Origin of the sequence: Phyllobacterium brassicacearum (assembly GCF_003010955.1) — a bacterium.
In the GTDB taxonomy this organism is placed as follows: Bacteria; Pseudomonadota; Alphaproteobacteria; order Rhizobiales; family Rhizobiaceae; genus Phyllobacterium; species Phyllobacterium brassicacearum.
The window spans coordinates 57651-71286 of sequence record NZ_PGGO01000087.1 but is presented as its reverse complement, the minus strand read 5'-3'; the positions used below and the strand labels follow the sequence as shown (position 1 = coordinate 71286).

Annotated in this window: 15 protein-coding genes; 8 read left to right on the top strand and 7 right to left on the bottom strand. The window is 60.4% G+C overall.

Annotated elements, in window-relative coordinates:
• Positions 1–14: 14 nt before the first annotated feature.
• From iolE to iolB, 3 genes are read left to right on the top strand one after another with little or no spacing between them, the layout of a single operon-like run.
• Entirely contained in the window at positions 15–899 is an 885-nt protein-coding gene (gene iolE / locus CU102_RS28735) for a myo-inosose-2 dehydratase (RefSeq protein ID WP_106714408.1), read from the top strand.
• Positions 899–1114 carry a hypothetical protein gene (locus CU102_RS28730; RefSeq protein ID WP_106714512.1) on the top strand — a complete coding sequence of 72 codons (216 nt, stop codon included), beginning with the start codon at positions 899–901 and terminating at the stop codon, positions 1112–1114. The genes iolE and CU102_RS28730 overlap by 1 nt, the downstream gene beginning before the upstream one ends.
• A 4-nt stretch (positions 1115–1118) precedes the next feature.
• On the top strand, positions 1119–1916 hold the full coding sequence (gene iolB, locus CU102_RS28725) for a 5-deoxy-glucuronate isomerase (RefSeq protein ID WP_106714407.1): 798 nt from the start codon (positions 1119–1121) through the stop codon (positions 1914–1916).
• Between the two features lie 53 nt (positions 1917–1969).
• Here iolB and CU102_RS28720 read toward each other — a convergent pair whose 3' ends face one another.
• Positions 1970–2611, bottom strand: coding sequence for an NrsF family protein (locus CU102_RS28720; protein ID WP_166648421.1), 642 nt, complete (start codon positions 2609–2611; stop codon positions 1970–1972).
• Complete coding sequence (locus CU102_RS28715; protein WP_106714405.1) at positions 2598–3155, bottom strand: sigma-70 family RNA polymerase sigma factor; 558 nt, start codon at positions 3153–3155, stop codon at positions 2598–2600. Before CU102_RS28715 ends, CU102_RS28720 begins: the two co-directional genes overlap by 14 nt.
• 199 nt (positions 3156–3354) lie before the next feature.
• Here CU102_RS28715 and CU102_RS28710 point away from each other — a divergent pair, with 199 nt between their 5' ends.
• From CU102_RS28710 to CU102_RS28695, 4 genes are all read left to right on the top strand, one after another.
• On the top strand, positions 3355–4074 hold the full coding sequence (locus CU102_RS28710; RefSeq protein ID WP_106714511.1) for a DUF1223 domain-containing protein: 720 nt from the start codon (positions 3355–3357) through the stop codon (positions 4072–4074).
• A gap of 108 nt (positions 4075–4182) precedes the next feature.
• Entirely contained in the window at positions 4183–4446 is a 264-nt protein-coding gene (locus CU102_RS28705) for a hypothetical protein (protein WP_106714404.1), read from the top strand.
• A gap of 79 nt (positions 4447–4525) precedes the next feature.
• On the top strand, positions 4526–5410 hold the full coding sequence (locus CU102_RS28700; RefSeq protein WP_106714403.1) for a cytochrome b/b6 domain-containing protein: 885 nt from the start codon (positions 4526–4528) through the stop codon (positions 5408–5410).
• Positions 5400–6173, top strand: coding sequence for a molybdopterin-binding protein (locus CU102_RS28695; protein WP_106714402.1), 774 nt, complete (start codon positions 5400–5402; stop codon positions 6171–6173). Before CU102_RS28700 ends, CU102_RS28695 begins: the two co-directional genes overlap by 11 nt.
• Positions 6174–6197: 24 nt before the next feature.
• Here the strand turns inward: CU102_RS28695 and CU102_RS28690 are convergent, their stop codons facing one another.
• Positions 6198–7955 carry an adenylate/guanylate cyclase domain-containing protein gene (locus CU102_RS28690; protein ID WP_280951935.1) on the bottom strand — a complete coding sequence of 586 codons (1758 nt, stop codon included), beginning with the start codon at positions 7953–7955 and terminating at the stop codon, positions 6198–6200.
• A 74-nt stretch (positions 7956–8029) separates the two neighbouring features.
• Positions 8030–8521: a tetratricopeptide repeat protein gene (locus CU102_RS28685; protein WP_106714401.1), complete on the bottom strand. Its 492-nt coding sequence runs from the start codon at positions 8519–8521 to the stop codon at positions 8030–8032.
• A 125-nt stretch (positions 8522–8646) separates the two neighbouring features.
• Between CU102_RS28685 and CU102_RS28680 the strand changes: the two genes are divergently transcribed.
• Positions 8647–9669 (top strand): Tim44 domain-containing protein, encoded by a 1023-nt coding sequence (locus tag CU102_RS28680; RefSeq protein WP_106714509.1) that lies wholly within the window; start codon positions 8647–8649, stop codon positions 9667–9669.
• A gap of 173 nt (positions 9670–9842) precedes the next feature.
• On the opposite strand, the gene CU102_RS28675 is transcribed toward CU102_RS28680, so the two are convergent.
• Genes CU102_RS28675 through CU102_RS28665 form a run of 3 tightly spaced genes read right to left on the bottom strand, consistent with a single transcriptional unit; the run spans position 9843 to position 13590 of the window.
• Positions 9843–12137 carry a xanthine dehydrogenase family protein molybdopterin-binding subunit gene (locus CU102_RS28675; protein ID WP_106714400.1) on the bottom strand — a complete coding sequence of 765 codons (2295 nt, stop codon included), beginning with the start codon at positions 12135–12137 and terminating at the stop codon, positions 9843–9845.
• Positions 12134–13117 (bottom strand): FAD binding domain-containing protein, encoded by a 984-nt coding sequence (locus CU102_RS28670; protein WP_106714399.1) that lies wholly within the window; start codon positions 13115–13117, stop codon positions 12134–12136. The genes CU102_RS28675 and CU102_RS28670 overlap by 4 nt, the downstream gene beginning before the upstream one ends.
• Entirely contained in the window at positions 13114–13590 is a 477-nt protein-coding gene (locus CU102_RS28665; RefSeq protein WP_106714398.1) for a (2Fe-2S)-binding protein, read from the bottom strand. The genes CU102_RS28670 and CU102_RS28665 overlap by 4 nt, the downstream gene beginning before the upstream one ends.
• Between the last annotated feature and the right edge of the window lie 46 nt (positions 13591–13636).

The following is a 13636-nucleotide window of genomic DNA, read 5'->3' as shown; positions in this document are numbered from 1 at the left end:
GAAGGAACACGAGAATGATCCGTATCGGGGCGAACCCAATCGGCTGGTCCAATGATGACATGCTGGAAATCGGCGGCGATATTCCGCTCGAAACCTGCCTTGAGCAGGCGCAGGCGGCCGGTTTCACCGGCATGGAGCTTGGCAACAAGTTTCCGCGCACCGCTGACAAGCTGCGGCCGATCCTCGAATCCTATGGCCACAGCCTTGTCAGCGGCTGGTATTCAACCGAGCTGCTCACGCGCGATGTCGATGCTGAGCTCGAAGCCGCCAAAGGGCATGCAACGCTGCTGAGGGATATGGGTTGCTCGGTGCTGATCGCTGCCGAGACGTCCAATGCCATTCATTCCAACAAGGAACTGCCGCTCTCGGCGCGTCCGGTTTTGCAGAAGGCGGCGTGGACCGTGTTCGGCGAGCGCTATACGCGGTTCGCCGAGGCCGTGAAGCAGACCTACGGCCTGCAACTGGTCTATCACCATCATATGGGCACAGTCGTGCAGAGCGAATCCGAGATCGACCGGTTCATGGAAACGACGGGCGGTGCGGTTCACCTGCTGCTCGACACCGGCCATGCCACGTGGGGCGGCGCGGATCCGGCGCGGCTGGCGCGCCACTACAAGGCCCGGATCAGCCATGTCCATTGCAAGGACATTCGCGAGGATGTGATGTGGCGCTCGAACCGCGAAGACTGGTCGTTCCTCGATTCTGTACTTGCCGGCGTCTATACTGTTCCCGGTGACGGCATGATCGACTATGTTCGCGTGCTGAAGGAACTTCAGGGCTATAGCGGCTGGGTCGTGGTCGAAGCCGAGCAGGATCCGAAGAAGGCCGATCCGGCCGTCTATTCGAAGCTCGGGCGCGCCAATCTCAGCCGCTTCATCAAGGAAGCAGGACTCGATTGATAAAAGACTCGAACCATCCGTTTTTTCGCCCGCTCTGGCGCCGCGTTGCGGTTGTCGCCTTCTGCGTCGCCTGGGCGATTTTCGAATTTGCGACCGGAACGCCCTTCTGGGGCGTGCTGGCGCTGGGCTTTGCCGGATATGGCGTCTGGCAATTCTTCATCATCTTCGATGCGTCGGAGCCAGCAGCTGGCACGGAAGACAAGAAGGAGGAGTGAAACCATGTCGAAACTCTTGTTGAAGGCCAAGCCGGGTACAGGTCACGTGGCGCATGTCACTCCCGAAAGTGCCGGCTGGACCTATGTCGGCTTCGACCTGCACAGGGCTGAGGCCGGTCAGACAGTTTCGGGCCGCAGCGAAGACAAGGAAGTCTGCCTCGTCTTCGTCACCGGCAAGGGCGTTGCCACGGTCAATGGCCGCGATCTCGGCCTGCTTGGCGAACGGATGTCACCCTTTGAGGGCAAGCCGTGGTCGGTCTATGTACCGGAAGGCTGCAACTGGTCGGTGACGGCGGATACAGCCCTGGAGCTTGCGGTTTGCTCGGCGCCAGGACTTGGCGGCGGCCTGCCGGTCCGGGTAATCTCGCCCGACGATCTCGGCCAGGAAACGCGTGGCAAGGGCACGAACACGCGCTATGTGACGAACATCCTGCCGGAGAACGAGCCGGCGGATTCATTGCTTGTGGTCGAGGTGATCACGCCCGGCGGCCATACGTCGAGCTATCCGCCGCACAAGCATGACCAGGACAACCTTCCGGCGGAATCCTATCTTGAAGAGACCTATTATCACCGCTTCAACCCGCCTCAGGGTTTTGGCTTCCAGCGCGTCTACACGGATGACCGGTCACTGGACGAGGCGATGGCGATCGAAGACGGCGATGTGGTGATGGTTCCAAAGGGCTATCATCCCTGCGCTGCCTGCCACGGCTATGATCTCTATTACCTCAATGTGATGGCTGGGCCGAAGCGCACCTGGAAATTCCACAATGCTGTCGAACATGAGTGGCTGATGAGTCGATAGGTGCGAGAGCAAATGCCGATTATCTCTCCCCCTCAATGGGGGGATAACCAGAGCTACCACCTCAGAATATATCGCCCGGTGATTGCGCCGATCAGGCCAGCAACAAGCACGCCCAGTGTGTACCAGATTGCGACGAAAGGCATGGCGCTTTCGTCGCAGTGGAACGAATAGACGAAGGAAGCGATTGACCCGGCGGCAAGGCCAGCGGCTGCGCCGGCGACGGTCAACCGTGTTGGAGCGAGCCCGCGCAGCACCCAGAAGGCACCGATCAGCAGCGGCAGCGACAGCACGACGATGTTGAACGTGCAGACCCTGATCGTATGGCCTTTCAACATGGCCATATATTCTTCGGGCGGTGTCAGCGCCAATTGAACAAGCGCGAGAATGATCATCACGACGATTGTCGCGGCAATCAGGCCGATATTGACGCGAATCGAACCGAGCGGGTGGGCGATGCGCTTGACTGCCCAGGCGCCGGCAGCGGCGAGGATGAGCGTATAGGTAAATTTGCTCCAAAACATCATGGTCGTTGACGCTTCAGCAAGGTCTGGCCGCATCCCGAGCCACCACCACATGAGAAGGGCAGAAGCGATCAGGCTCAGGCCGAGACCTGTCACGACCCGCCGGATGACAGCGAGGCGCGACACCGGCTTCAGTTCACCCGCGAGACGCGCAATAAGATCATTTGTCATCATTGGCTGCATGTCCCTTTAACCTCGCGGTTATCGCCCTTATTCCCCTGTGTATACTGACCTTGACGGAAGTCTCCGAAAGGCCGGTACTTTCCGCTACTTCAGCGATGGATTGGCCCTCGATCTTCGTCCGGTAGATGAGTTCCCTGGTCCTTTCCGGCGCGGATTGCAGGAGCCGTTCCACATCCATGCGGTCCGCCGCGGCGTCAGATTGATCCTGCGCAAACAAGTCCTCCGCATCGTCGAGCGGAACGGTTACCCTGATACGGTTGCGCCTGAAGTGATCGATCAGCTTGTAGCGCGCAATCGCATGCAGCCAGGCGGTAAAAGGCCGGTCGACCTCATAGGTTGCGCGCCGCGTGTGCAAGGCCATCAGTGTCTCCTGCACGAGATCGTCGGCGTCGCCCTTATGTGCGTCAGCCAGCCGGCGCAGGAAATAAATGCGCAAATGCCTGGCGACGTCATTCAAGAGCACGCCATAGCTCCGCGCATCACCCGCAAGGCTTGCGAGCATCAATGCTTTCAATCGCGTTTCGACCGAGTGCACTCCGATTCATTCCTTATTCGTGGCAGCGGCGAAAAAGTTACAGATGAGATGGAAGTCGGCTGCAGGTCAATCCTTCAAACATGAATCGACCGAAGAATGATCACCAATGCGTGATGGCTGTAACCAGATCGCATTGCCTCGCGAATTGTCTGATGTGACCGCGACAAAGTCCGGACTTCGGGAACGTGAGGAGATCAAGATGGGTGTTCAACGAAATCGTGGCGGCATGCATGCGTTGGCCTTGGCTGCCGCGACGGCATTGCTCGGTCTTGGCGCCTCTGCAGCCCTTGCCGGGGACATGAAGCCGCTCACCGTTGTCGAACTTTTCACCAGCCAGGGTTGCTCGTCATGCCCACCGGCAAATGCCAATCTCATTGAAATCAGCAAGCGGCCCGGCGTCCTCGCGCTGAGCTTCGGCGTCACCTATTGGGACCGGCTTGGCTGGAAGGATATTTTCGCCAAGCCTGAGTATACCGATCGTCAGGTCAACTATGAAAAGCCGCTCGGTCGCGACGGCCCGTTTACACCGCAGGTCGTGGTAAATGGCCGCGCCGATGTTGTCGGCAACAGGATTTCAGAGATCGACGACTTGATCGCGGAGCAAGGCAAAGTTGCCACGCCGTCGCTGGACCTGACCAAACGCAAGCTCACCATAGGCGAGGGCGACGTACCGGGTGGCAAGGCGGATATCTGGTTCGTCACCTATGACGAGCGGACGGTCAATGTCCCGGTCAATCGCGGCGAGAATACCGGCCGCACACTTCCGCACAAGAACGTCGTTCACAGCCTGACCAAGGTCGGCAGCTGGAACGGCAGGGCCGAGACGATTGATGTTCCGGCGGCAACGCCGGGGCTGCGCACGGCGATCCTCATCCAAGCCCCCAATGGTGGGCCGATCCTGGCGGCCGTCACACAATAGCGAAGATCAAAGGAATTCCTGGCGATGCCCAGGATCACGTGGATGTCAGAGACATCCGAAACTTGTTGGCACGTTCAAACGTGTCTCATCCAACCAAGGAGACTTTCCATGAACATTCTCGCACGCAGCATCGCCCTGTCGGCCTTTGTCCTCGCAACCGGACTTGCCGGTGCAAATATCGCGCAGGCCGAAGAGGCCATGAAGCCGATGAGCCAGGAAGACTGCATGGCGAAAGCCAAGATGGAGAAAGACACGACGAAGATGAATGCCATGGTCAAGGAATGCGACACGATGGCGATGAAAAAGGATACAATGAAGCCGATGAAGAAGGACGCAATGGCTCCTGACGCAATGGCTCCCAAGAAGAAGTAAGTGGAGTTCTGAGGCGTTGACGCATTTACCCTCCCCAAAAGGGGGAGGGGCAAGAGGCGGCACATTATGGAGGCTCAACATGACAAGTGTCACCACCGGCACAAGCGATACAGGAACGGCCAAGCCGAAGAAGGTTCTGTTCTATCGCCATTCGGTCGCGGTGCGCGTTACGCACTGGCTGAACGTTTTGTGCCTGAGTTTCCTTTTGATGAGCGGGCTGCAAATATTCAACGCCCATCCTTCACTCTATTGGGGGCAATACGGTGCCGATGCGCTTCCCGATCCCTCGTTCATTTCCATCGGGGCGGTCCAGGACGGCGATACAATCAAGGGCGTCACCCGCATCGGATCGCTGTCGCTGAACACCACGGGCGTCCTTGGCGCCTCGACGGAGGACGGCGAACTCAGTCCGCGTGCATTCCCGTCATGGATCACGATCCCGAGCTATCAGGATCTGGCGACCGGCCGGCGATGGCACTTCTTTTTCGCCTGGTTCTTTGTCATCAATGGTCTGGTCTATCTGCTCTATGGCCTTGCTGCCGGGCATTTCCGCCGGGATCTTGTCCCGAGCAAAGGCCAGCTGACGCCAAAACATCTGGCGCACGAGATTTCCGAACATGCGCGGCTGCGCTTTCCGAAGGGCGAAGAGGCGCGGCACTATAATTCGCTGCAAAAGCTCGCTTATGTGGGTGTCATCTTCATCATCCTGCCGCTGATCGTGCTGACCGGACTCACCATGTCGCCGGGTTTCAATGCAATCTTCCCGTGGCTGCTCGATGTCTTCGGCGGGCGGCAGTCAGCGCGCACAATCCACTTCATCTGCGCTTCGCTGCTGGTTGCCTTCGTGATTGTCCACATCGTCATGGTGCTGCTCTCCGGCGTCTGGAACAATCTGCGTTCGATGATCACCGGCTACTACGCGCTGAAGATCGAACCGGAAAAGGACAAGTCAAATGGGCTTTGATCTCACACGCCGGCGTTTCCTCATCGGCTCAGGCGTCGCTGCAACCGGCCTTCTGACCGGCTGCGATGCATTGGTGGAAAACGCCACGGTCAATGATGTCCTGCAAAAGGCGGAGTCCCTGACCTTGGGCACCCAGCGCCTGCTCATGCCGCACCAGCCATTGGCACGTGAATACACCGAGGCAGATATGTCGCCGGTCTTCAAGGCGAATGGTACTTCGCAGCCCGATGGCGAGGAGTACGCCCGGCTGATGGAAAGCAATTTCGCGGACTGGAAGCTCACGGTGAACGGCATGGTGCAACGACCGCTCGAACTGTCGCTTGCCGATCTCAAGGCCATGGCGTCGCGCACGCAAATCACGCGGCACGATTGCGTCGAAGGCTGGAGCGCCATCGGCAAGTGGACCGGCGTGCAGCTCGGCCTTGTTCTTGAAAAGGCAGGGCTCGCACCGGGTGCGCGCTTTGCGGTTTTCCATTGCGCCGACGAATATGAGAAGACGCTGGACGGCAGCGGCCAGTATTATGAAAGCATCGACCTTGTCGATGCCTGGCATCCGCAGACAATCCTTGCCTACAGCATGAACGGCAAGGACCTCGAAGTCGCCCATGGCGCACCGCTGCGGCTGCGCGTCGAACGGCAACTGGGCTACAAGCACGCCAAGTATGTCATGCGGATCGAACTGGTCGACAGCTTCAAGGGGCTTTGGGGCGGCAAGGGTGGTTTCTGGGAAGACCGCGGCTATGAATGGTATGCGGGTATCTAGCCGGCAGTGGTCCGGAGAGAGCCATCATTGTGGCAGGCCTGCGCTTTCCAGGGCGCCGGCCCATCGCGCGGCATCGTCCGGTTGCCGGATCGGGAAGCAATCATTGAGGTTCGAAAGGCGGAGGTCGGGATAAAGCTGTCGCAATCGCGTCATGGCCTCCGTTGCCTCCGCAGCTTGGCCAGCCAGCGCGTGGCTTGCAGCAGCGACGCAGGTTCCAATGAAGTGAACCGGCTGCTCGCGAATGGCGGCGTTGGCCCATGAAGACGCATCCTCGTACCGGCCAGCAAAGAAGTAGGCGGCAGCCATTGCGGCGTGCGCATTGAACATTTGAGGGTCTTGGGGGTTCAGGCGCATGGCACGCGTGAGGTGGTCCATAGCTACGTCAGGTTCGCCACGCCAGATCTTGGCCCAGCCGCTGAACAGCCACGCCGACGCCAAATTGGGATTGAGTGCAAGCGCACGCTCCAGCAAATCAGCGCCATAGTCGTGGGCGCCGAGAACATATGTGAAGGCGATACCGGCAGTGCAGAGCGCCACCGCATCATCCTTCCCCAAGGCCGCGGCATGCCGGGCCAGCCGCTCGGTTTCGGCAGTCTCTTGTGCGCGATCGACCATCCAGCCGCTTGCCTTCCGTTGGGAATAGCAGCGGGCGGCCATGCCGTAAGCGGCAGCATATTCCGGATCGAGTTCGATGGCGCGATAAAACAGACGCAGAGCTTCGTTATTGCCTTCCCGGCTCCAGCGATGCAGAGCTGCCGAGCCGCGCAGGAAGTAATCATAGGCGTCGAGGTTCTCCGTGGGCTTGTGCTTGGCCCGCTCGATCTCAGCCTGTTCGAGCTTCGACCCGATGGCGCCAACCACGCTCGCGGTTATCTGGTCCTGAAGCTCGAAAATGTCTTCCAGCCCCCCTTCAAAGCGATCCGCCCAAATGTGCACGCCCGTGGTGGCCTCGATAAGCTGGGCAGAGATACGCACCCGGTTGGCCGCCCTGCGCACGCTGCCCTCCAGCACGTAGCGCACGCCCAAGTCACGCCCGACTTGCTTCACGTCGACAGCGCGCCCTTTGTAGGTAAAGCTGGAATTGCGCGCGATGACGAAGAGCCAACGAATGCGCGACAGCCCGATGATGATCTCTTCGACGACGCCGTCGCCGAAATAGTCCTCTGTCGCATCGCTGCTCATGTTCCCAAACGGCAGTACGGCGATCGATGGCCGGTCCGGCAGCGCGGGTCGGGGCGCCCGCAACGGCATGATCTGATCCAGATGCGCCCGGTAGGTCCTCAGCGGACGAGAGATATTCTTGAGGTGGTGCAAGCCCATATCGGCAAAGTTGATATCGACCTTGCCGTCAATCTGCCGGTATACGTCTTCGGAGATGCAAATTCCCCCGGCCTCGGAAATCTCCTCAAGCCGCGCTGCGACGTTGACGCCGTCTCCCAGGATGTCATCGCCCTCGATCAGGACGTCGCCGAGATTGATGCCAATCCGGAACAGCATCCGCTGATCGGCGGGTGCAGCCGCATTTCGTTCCGACATCAACTTCTGGATGGCCGCTGCGCATGCGACGGCAGCGACGACCGACGGAAATTCCAGAAGCACGCCGTCGCCAATGGTCTTGACGATCCGGCCGCCCTGTTTCGTGATGATCGGCGAGATGGCTTCCCGGTGGCCCCGCAGGGCACGTGCCGTTCCGGCTTCATCGACTCCCATAAGCCGGCTATAACCCGCAACGTCAGCGGCCAGAATGGCCGCCAGCCTGCGTTCCACGTGCGGTTGAACCACGGACCTCACCCTCCCCTGTAGCTCCAAGGGCGGCACTATAGCACGGGGACCCCTCGGAGCGCTCGCAAAAGCTCCTAAGCCTTATGGGTGAGCGACTTCGCATAATTCGTCAGTGAGCGGTTGTATCTTGGCAGGTGACGAGCCAGGGCTCCAAGTGCAAGCGCTACTGCTTCGCGGTCACGACCTGCGTCAGTCAGGGACAGGGCGAGAAATGCTGTAACCGCATCGTCGAGCTCGTCGGAACCAGCTTGCCGCTCGGTGGTAAGAAGAGCGATGCTCTCCTCGATTTGGCCAAGGTTGCGCAAGGTGCTCGCCAGCTGGATGATCGCACGACGCCGCAGAGTGCCAGTAAGGCCCGATGCGATTGCCCGCCGGTAAAGCGGGGCGGCTTTCTCCTCCTGTCCTGTCGAGTCATGGGCGGAGGCGCGTTCGAACAGAGCGATCGCATCTCCTGGCGGAACCTCTTTTGCCAGGCCCTCAATCTGCCTGACAAAATCAGCAGGCTCGAATTGATCAAACCTAGCCCAGAGTGCATCTACCCGTTGCTGCCAATTCTTGTCATTCATTTGCGCCTGCCCCTTATCTGTTGTCCGAATTGCGAGTATTTGCCGATATTTGCAAGGTGATCCTTCAAATCGCCGATTGCTTTCCCCATATGCGCGGGGACAAACATTATGAGGAGATTGTCTGCATGCCGCTCGTTCTTTCCCGTCTCAGCCGGATCGCCGCGATATTCGTCATCGGATTGGCGGTTTCGTTCAGCGCTGTCTACGAGGCCGATGCGCGGCGCGCTGGCGGCGGTGGTTTCGGCAGCCGCGGTACCCGCACCTTCCAGGCGCCTGCGCCAACGCGAACCGCGCCTTCAAACGCTGCCCCCATTGAACGCTCCATGACCCCGCGGCCGCAAAACCAGCCTGGTGCTGCACAGCCAGCAGCGGCCCAGCAGCAGCGCCCCGGACTGTTCGGCGGCATGGGACGGTCGCTGATCGGCGGTCTGCTTCTTGGCGGCCTGATCGGTACGTTGTTCGGAGCCGGTTTCGGCGGTGCGGCCGGCTTCCTTGGCATGCTGCTGCAGATTGGCCTGGTTATCGGCGCGGCCATGCTCGCCATGCGGTTCTTCCGGTCCCGGCAGCCCTCCACGGCAACTGCGGGAGCCGGACAATCGTTTGGCCGCAATTCCTACAGCAGTGAACAGCCAGCGTCCTCGTCCTTCCGTATTCCAACGATCGGTGGCGGCTCGGGGCAGGGTAGCACCACAGGATTTGGTCAGGGAACGGCGGCAAAGGGCCCGGCGGTGGCATCCGATGAGATCGGCCTGAAGCAGGACGATCTCGACCGGTTCGAAGAGCTCCTGACCGAGGTTCAGACAGCCTATGGCAAGGAAGACTATGCAACCCTGCGCAGGCTGACCACGCCAGAGGCCATGTCGTATCTTGCGGAAGAGCTTGGTCAGAATGCTACGGATGGCCTCCGGAACAGCGTCTCGAATGTACAGCTCCTGCAGGCCGATATCGCAGAGGCCTGGGCAGAGGGCGATACGCAGTTCGCGACGACAGCCATGCGCTATTCGAGCGTCGATACCATGCTGGACCGCAACACGGGCCGTGTCGTCAATGGCGACGACAAGGAGGCAACGCAGACGACGGAGGTCTGGACCTTCGTGCGCAAGGGCGATTCCGACTGGAAGCTGTCAGCGATCCAGGACGCCGCCTAGAGACCTTTGCGAATCCACCCTGATGGCCACCTGATGCGGTGTTCTGCGCTTCCGGTGCTCGGGTACGAAGCCGTCCGCTGCACTCCGATGCTCGAAACTGCTCCAGCTGACTCATCAGGCTGAATTTTCAAAAGGCCGCTGTGACTTGAGACGCAGCGCCTTCAGCTACTATCCTAAATCAGCTTTTCCAGCGTGATCGGCATGTCGCGGATACGCTTGCCAGTTGCATGAAAGACCGCGTTGGCGATGGCCGGCGCGACACCCACAATCGCAAGTTCACCTACGGCCTTGCCACCCAGCACCGAAGCGTTGGTATCGGGAATGCCAACCGAGATCACCTTGAGATCGGGAATGTCGGAATTGGTGGGCACGAGATAATCGCCCAGATTGTTGTTCATGACGCGGCCATGCCGGGAATCGATGGTGCCCTCTTCGAGGAGCGCCTGGCCGATGCCCATGATGATGCCGCCCTTCCACTGGCTCTCGGCGAGCTTGGGATTGTACAGGCGGCCCGAATCCAGGGCCGAGACCATCCGAGCAACACGAACGGTGCCGAAGTCTTCGTCAACACGCACCTCGACGAAATGCACGCACCAGCTGTGTAGCGAATAATCCCCCTCCGTCGGCGAACGCATCGTCGTGATCGTCGTGAAGTTACGGAAGTGGTCCTTCTCGTTGCGCAGATTTTCCGGAAGCGTATCGCGCAGCGCCTCGATCCGGTCGCGGCCGATGCGCTGCATGACTTCGGCAATGGCAATGCCCGAGCCCGCATCGCGCGGTGATGCGATCTGACCACCCTCAACGACCAGAGTATTTGCCTGCAGGTTGCGGAAGGGCGAATTCGGGTCGTTGATGGCAAGGCCGATCAGCTCGTCGCGAGCGGCAAGCGCGGCCTTGTGCACCGCTCCGGTCATCAGGTTGGCGAGCTGCGATCCGCCTGCGACCGGCGCGCGGGGCAACGCAGAATCGCCAAGCTTGACCCTGACGGCATCGACGGGAACGCCGATGGCCTCCGCTGCAGTCTGCGCCAGGATCGTATAGGTACCCTGACCCATGTCGATGCTGCTGCTGGCGACTTCGACCGTGCCATCGCTGAGGATGCGAACGAGCGCTTCGCCCGGCGTACGGCGGACGGGATAGGTGCCTGCGGCGACACCATAACCAATGAGCTGGTTGCCCTCACGCATCGAGCGTGGTTGCGGATGTCGCTTCGACCAGCCGAACGCTTCCGCTCCGGCGGCATAGGCTTCGCGCAGGCGGCGGGTGGACCAGGGCTTTTTGGCGTGTGGATCCTGTTCGGCATAGTTGAGCAGACGGATTTCCAGCGGATCGATGCCGACCTTATAGGCGAGTTCATCGATGGCGCACTCGATACCGAAGGCGCTCGGGTTTTCACCCGGCGCTCGCAATGCTCCAGGTTTGACGGTATTCACCCGCACGACATTCTGGCGGGAACTCAAGTTCGGTGTCTCGTACATGAGGGAGGTGACCGAACCCAGAGGTTCGACGAAAATGTCCTTCATCGACGTCTCGTTGGCGCTGCGATGAACAATCGAAAGGAGCTTGCCTTCGCGTGTTGCCCCGAGCGCAATGGTTTGGCGCGTGGCCGGTCTGCCGCCAAAGGCGGTGAAGGTCTGCGGCCGGGTGACGGCGAGCTTCACCGGCCGGCCCAGCATTCTGGCGGCGTTGATCGCGACGGCGCTGTGTTCGAGGGGGAGAGCCTTCGAGCCGAATCCGCCGCCAATATAGGGCGAGACAAGCCGTACATTCTCAAACGGCAAGCCAAACCATTCGGCATAGGTGCGAGCCATGCCATCGATCCACTGGCTGGGCTCCCATACGGTGAGCGTATCGCCCTTCCACTCCGCAATCAGGCCGTGCGGCTCGATCGGCACGTTATATTCGCGGGGTGTTCTGTACTCCCCTTCGATGCGCACGGGAGCTGTTGCAAGGGCCGCCTCGGCATCGCCCCATTCCACCGTCATCTGATCGATCGGAATGCCTATGCCGGCTTCGGGATCGTCAAGGCTGGTGATCGCCTTCGTCTCGTCATAGGTGATCTTCAGTAATGCCGCCGCAGCGGTGGCTTGCTCGAAGGTCCCGGCGATCACTGCCGCGACATGCTGACCGCTAAACGTGACCTCGCGGGCGAGGGGCTCGTAAGGCGCTTCGGAGGGCGGCGTTTCGAGCCAGTCGGTCGCCGACTTGATGGGCAGCGCATTTTCCGGTGTCATGACGAGCAGCACACCCGGAGCGGCTTCCGCCGCCGTCGCGTCGATGGAGCGGACGCGGCCGGAGGCTATCGTGCTCTGCACGAGGACGGCGTAAACCATGCCCTCGGGATGATATTCTAGTCCATAAGTTGCTTCACCGGTGATCTTGGCGGGGCCATCCACGCGGGACAGCCGGCCGCCAAGCGCGCCGTCAGAGGCATCGCCGCGTTTTGATCTGGTTTCGACAATGGTCATGCCAAGGCTCCCATTTTCAGAATGGCACGTTCAATAACGCGCGAGGCGAGCTCGATCTTGTAGTGGTTGGCGCCATGGGCGACAGCACCTTCAACCGCAAGGCGGCTGGCGGTTTTGACCGTTTCCGTTTGCAGGGCCTTGCCCTTGAGCGCTTCTTCCACTGTCCGTGCGCGCCAGGGTTTCGTAGCGACGCCGCCAAGCGCGACGCGCACATCCTTGATCGTCTTGCCATCCGTTTCGAATTCGATGCCGACGGCGGCGCTGGCAGCTGCGAATTCGTAGGACTGGCGGTCGCGCACCTTGAGATAGGTCGAGCGCCGCGCGGCGGCCGAGGCCGGAATGGTGATTGCCGTGATCATTTCGCCGGGCTGCAGATCGTGTTCCTTGTCCGGAGTCGTGCCGGGCAGAAGGAAGAAATCATCGACTGCAATCTTGCGATCGCCAAGATGCACGATGGCATCGAAGGCGACGAGCGCTATCGCGAGGTCGCCCGGATATATGGCGATGCACGTATCGCTGCCGCCAAGAACCGCATGGCCGCGATTGACGCCTTCAAGTGCCGAACAGCCGCTGCCCGGTGTGCGCTTGTTGCAGGCAGGAAAGGTTGCCGGGTCACGGAAATAGGCGCAGCGCGTCCGTTGCAACAGATTGCCGCCGATCGTCGCCATGTTGCGGATCTGGGCTGATGCTGCCTGCCAGAGCGATTCCGAAACGGCCGGGAACGCAGACTGAACAGCTGCATCTGCCGCCACATGGCTCATCTTGGCCAAGGCACCGATGAAGGCGCCTTCCGCATCGATGCGGATCGTGTCGAGCCCTTTGAGGTGCGTGATGTCGACCACCCGTTCGGGCTCGGTGACGCCGCATTTTGCAAGGTCGATCAGCGTGGTCCCGCCAGCCAACAGCATTGTTGCAGGCATGGCAGCTGCGCTCAGCGCCTCTTCGACCGAGCCCGCGCGAAGATAGGAGAAATCTCTCATGACATCACCTTTGCGGCTTCACGGATTGCCTCGACGATGTGCGGGTAGGCACCACAGCGGCAGAGATTTCCCGACATATATTCGCGGATTTCATCGTCAGATCCGGCATGGCCCTCGCGGATACAGGCCACGGCCGACATGATCTGCCCCGGCGTGCAGTAACCGCATTGGAAGGCGTCGTGCTCCAGGAAGGCGGCCTGGACCGGATGAAGCTCGCCGCCGGGTCCGGAAAGTCCCTCGACGGTGGTGATCTTGCGTCCTTCCGCCTGTGCTGCCAGGGTCAGGCAGGAGAGCACCCGCTCGCCATCGACATGGACAGTGCAGGCGCCGCATTGGCCCTGATCACAACCTTTCTTCGTTCCGGTCAGCTGCAGATGATCACGCAGCGCATCGAGCAACGTCACACGCGGCTCGACTTCAAGCGCCTGCGTCTGCCCGTTGATTTCAAGTTGGATGGTGGTTCGATTTGTCATAGACGTCCTGCTCCAGTACGCTCAGAATGAGTCCGTCAGATCCGTC

Coding starts and splice junctions, on each gene's coding strand:
- iolE (WP_106714408.1), top strand. CDS start 15: ATGATCCGTATCGGGGCGAACCCAATCGGCTGGTCCAATGATGACATG.
- iolB (WP_106714407.1), top strand. CDS start 1,119: ATGTCGAAACTCTTGTTGAAGGCCAAGCCGGGTACAGGTCACGTGGCG.
- CU102_RS28695 (WP_106714402.1), top strand. CDS start 5,400: ATGGGCTTTGATCTCACACGCCGGCGTTTCCTCATCGGCTCAGGCGTC.
- CU102_RS28700 (WP_106714403.1), top strand. CDS start 4,526: ATGACAAGTGTCACCACCGGCACAAGCGATACAGGAACGGCCAAGCCG.
- CU102_RS28720 (WP_166648421.1), bottom strand. CDS start 2,611: ATGATGACAAATGATCTTATTGCGCGTCTCGCGGGTGAACTGAAGCCG.
- CU102_RS28705 (WP_106714404.1), top strand. CDS start 4,183: ATGAACATTCTCGCACGCAGCATCGCCCTGTCGGCCTTTGTCCTCGCA.
- CU102_RS28685 (WP_106714401.1), bottom strand. CDS start 8,521: ATGAATGACAAGAATTGGCAGCAACGGGTAGATGCACTCTGGGCTAGG.
- CU102_RS28710 (WP_106714511.1), top strand. CDS start 3,355: ATGGGTGTTCAACGAAATCGTGGCGGCATGCATGCGTTGGCCTTGGCT.
- CU102_RS28665 (WP_106714398.1), bottom strand. CDS start 13,590: ATGACAAATCGAACCACCATCCAACTTGAAATCAACGGGCAGACGCAG.
- CU102_RS28680 (WP_106714509.1), top strand. CDS start 8,647: ATGCCGCTCGTTCTTTCCCGTCTCAGCCGGATCGCCGCGATATTCGTC.
- CU102_RS28670 (WP_106714399.1), bottom strand. CDS start 13,117: ATGAGAGATTTCTCCTATCTTCGCGCGGGCTCGGTCGAAGAGGCGCTG.
- CU102_RS28675 (WP_106714400.1), bottom strand. CDS start 12,137: ATGACCATTGTCGAAACCAGATCAAAACGCGGCGATGCCTCTGACGGC.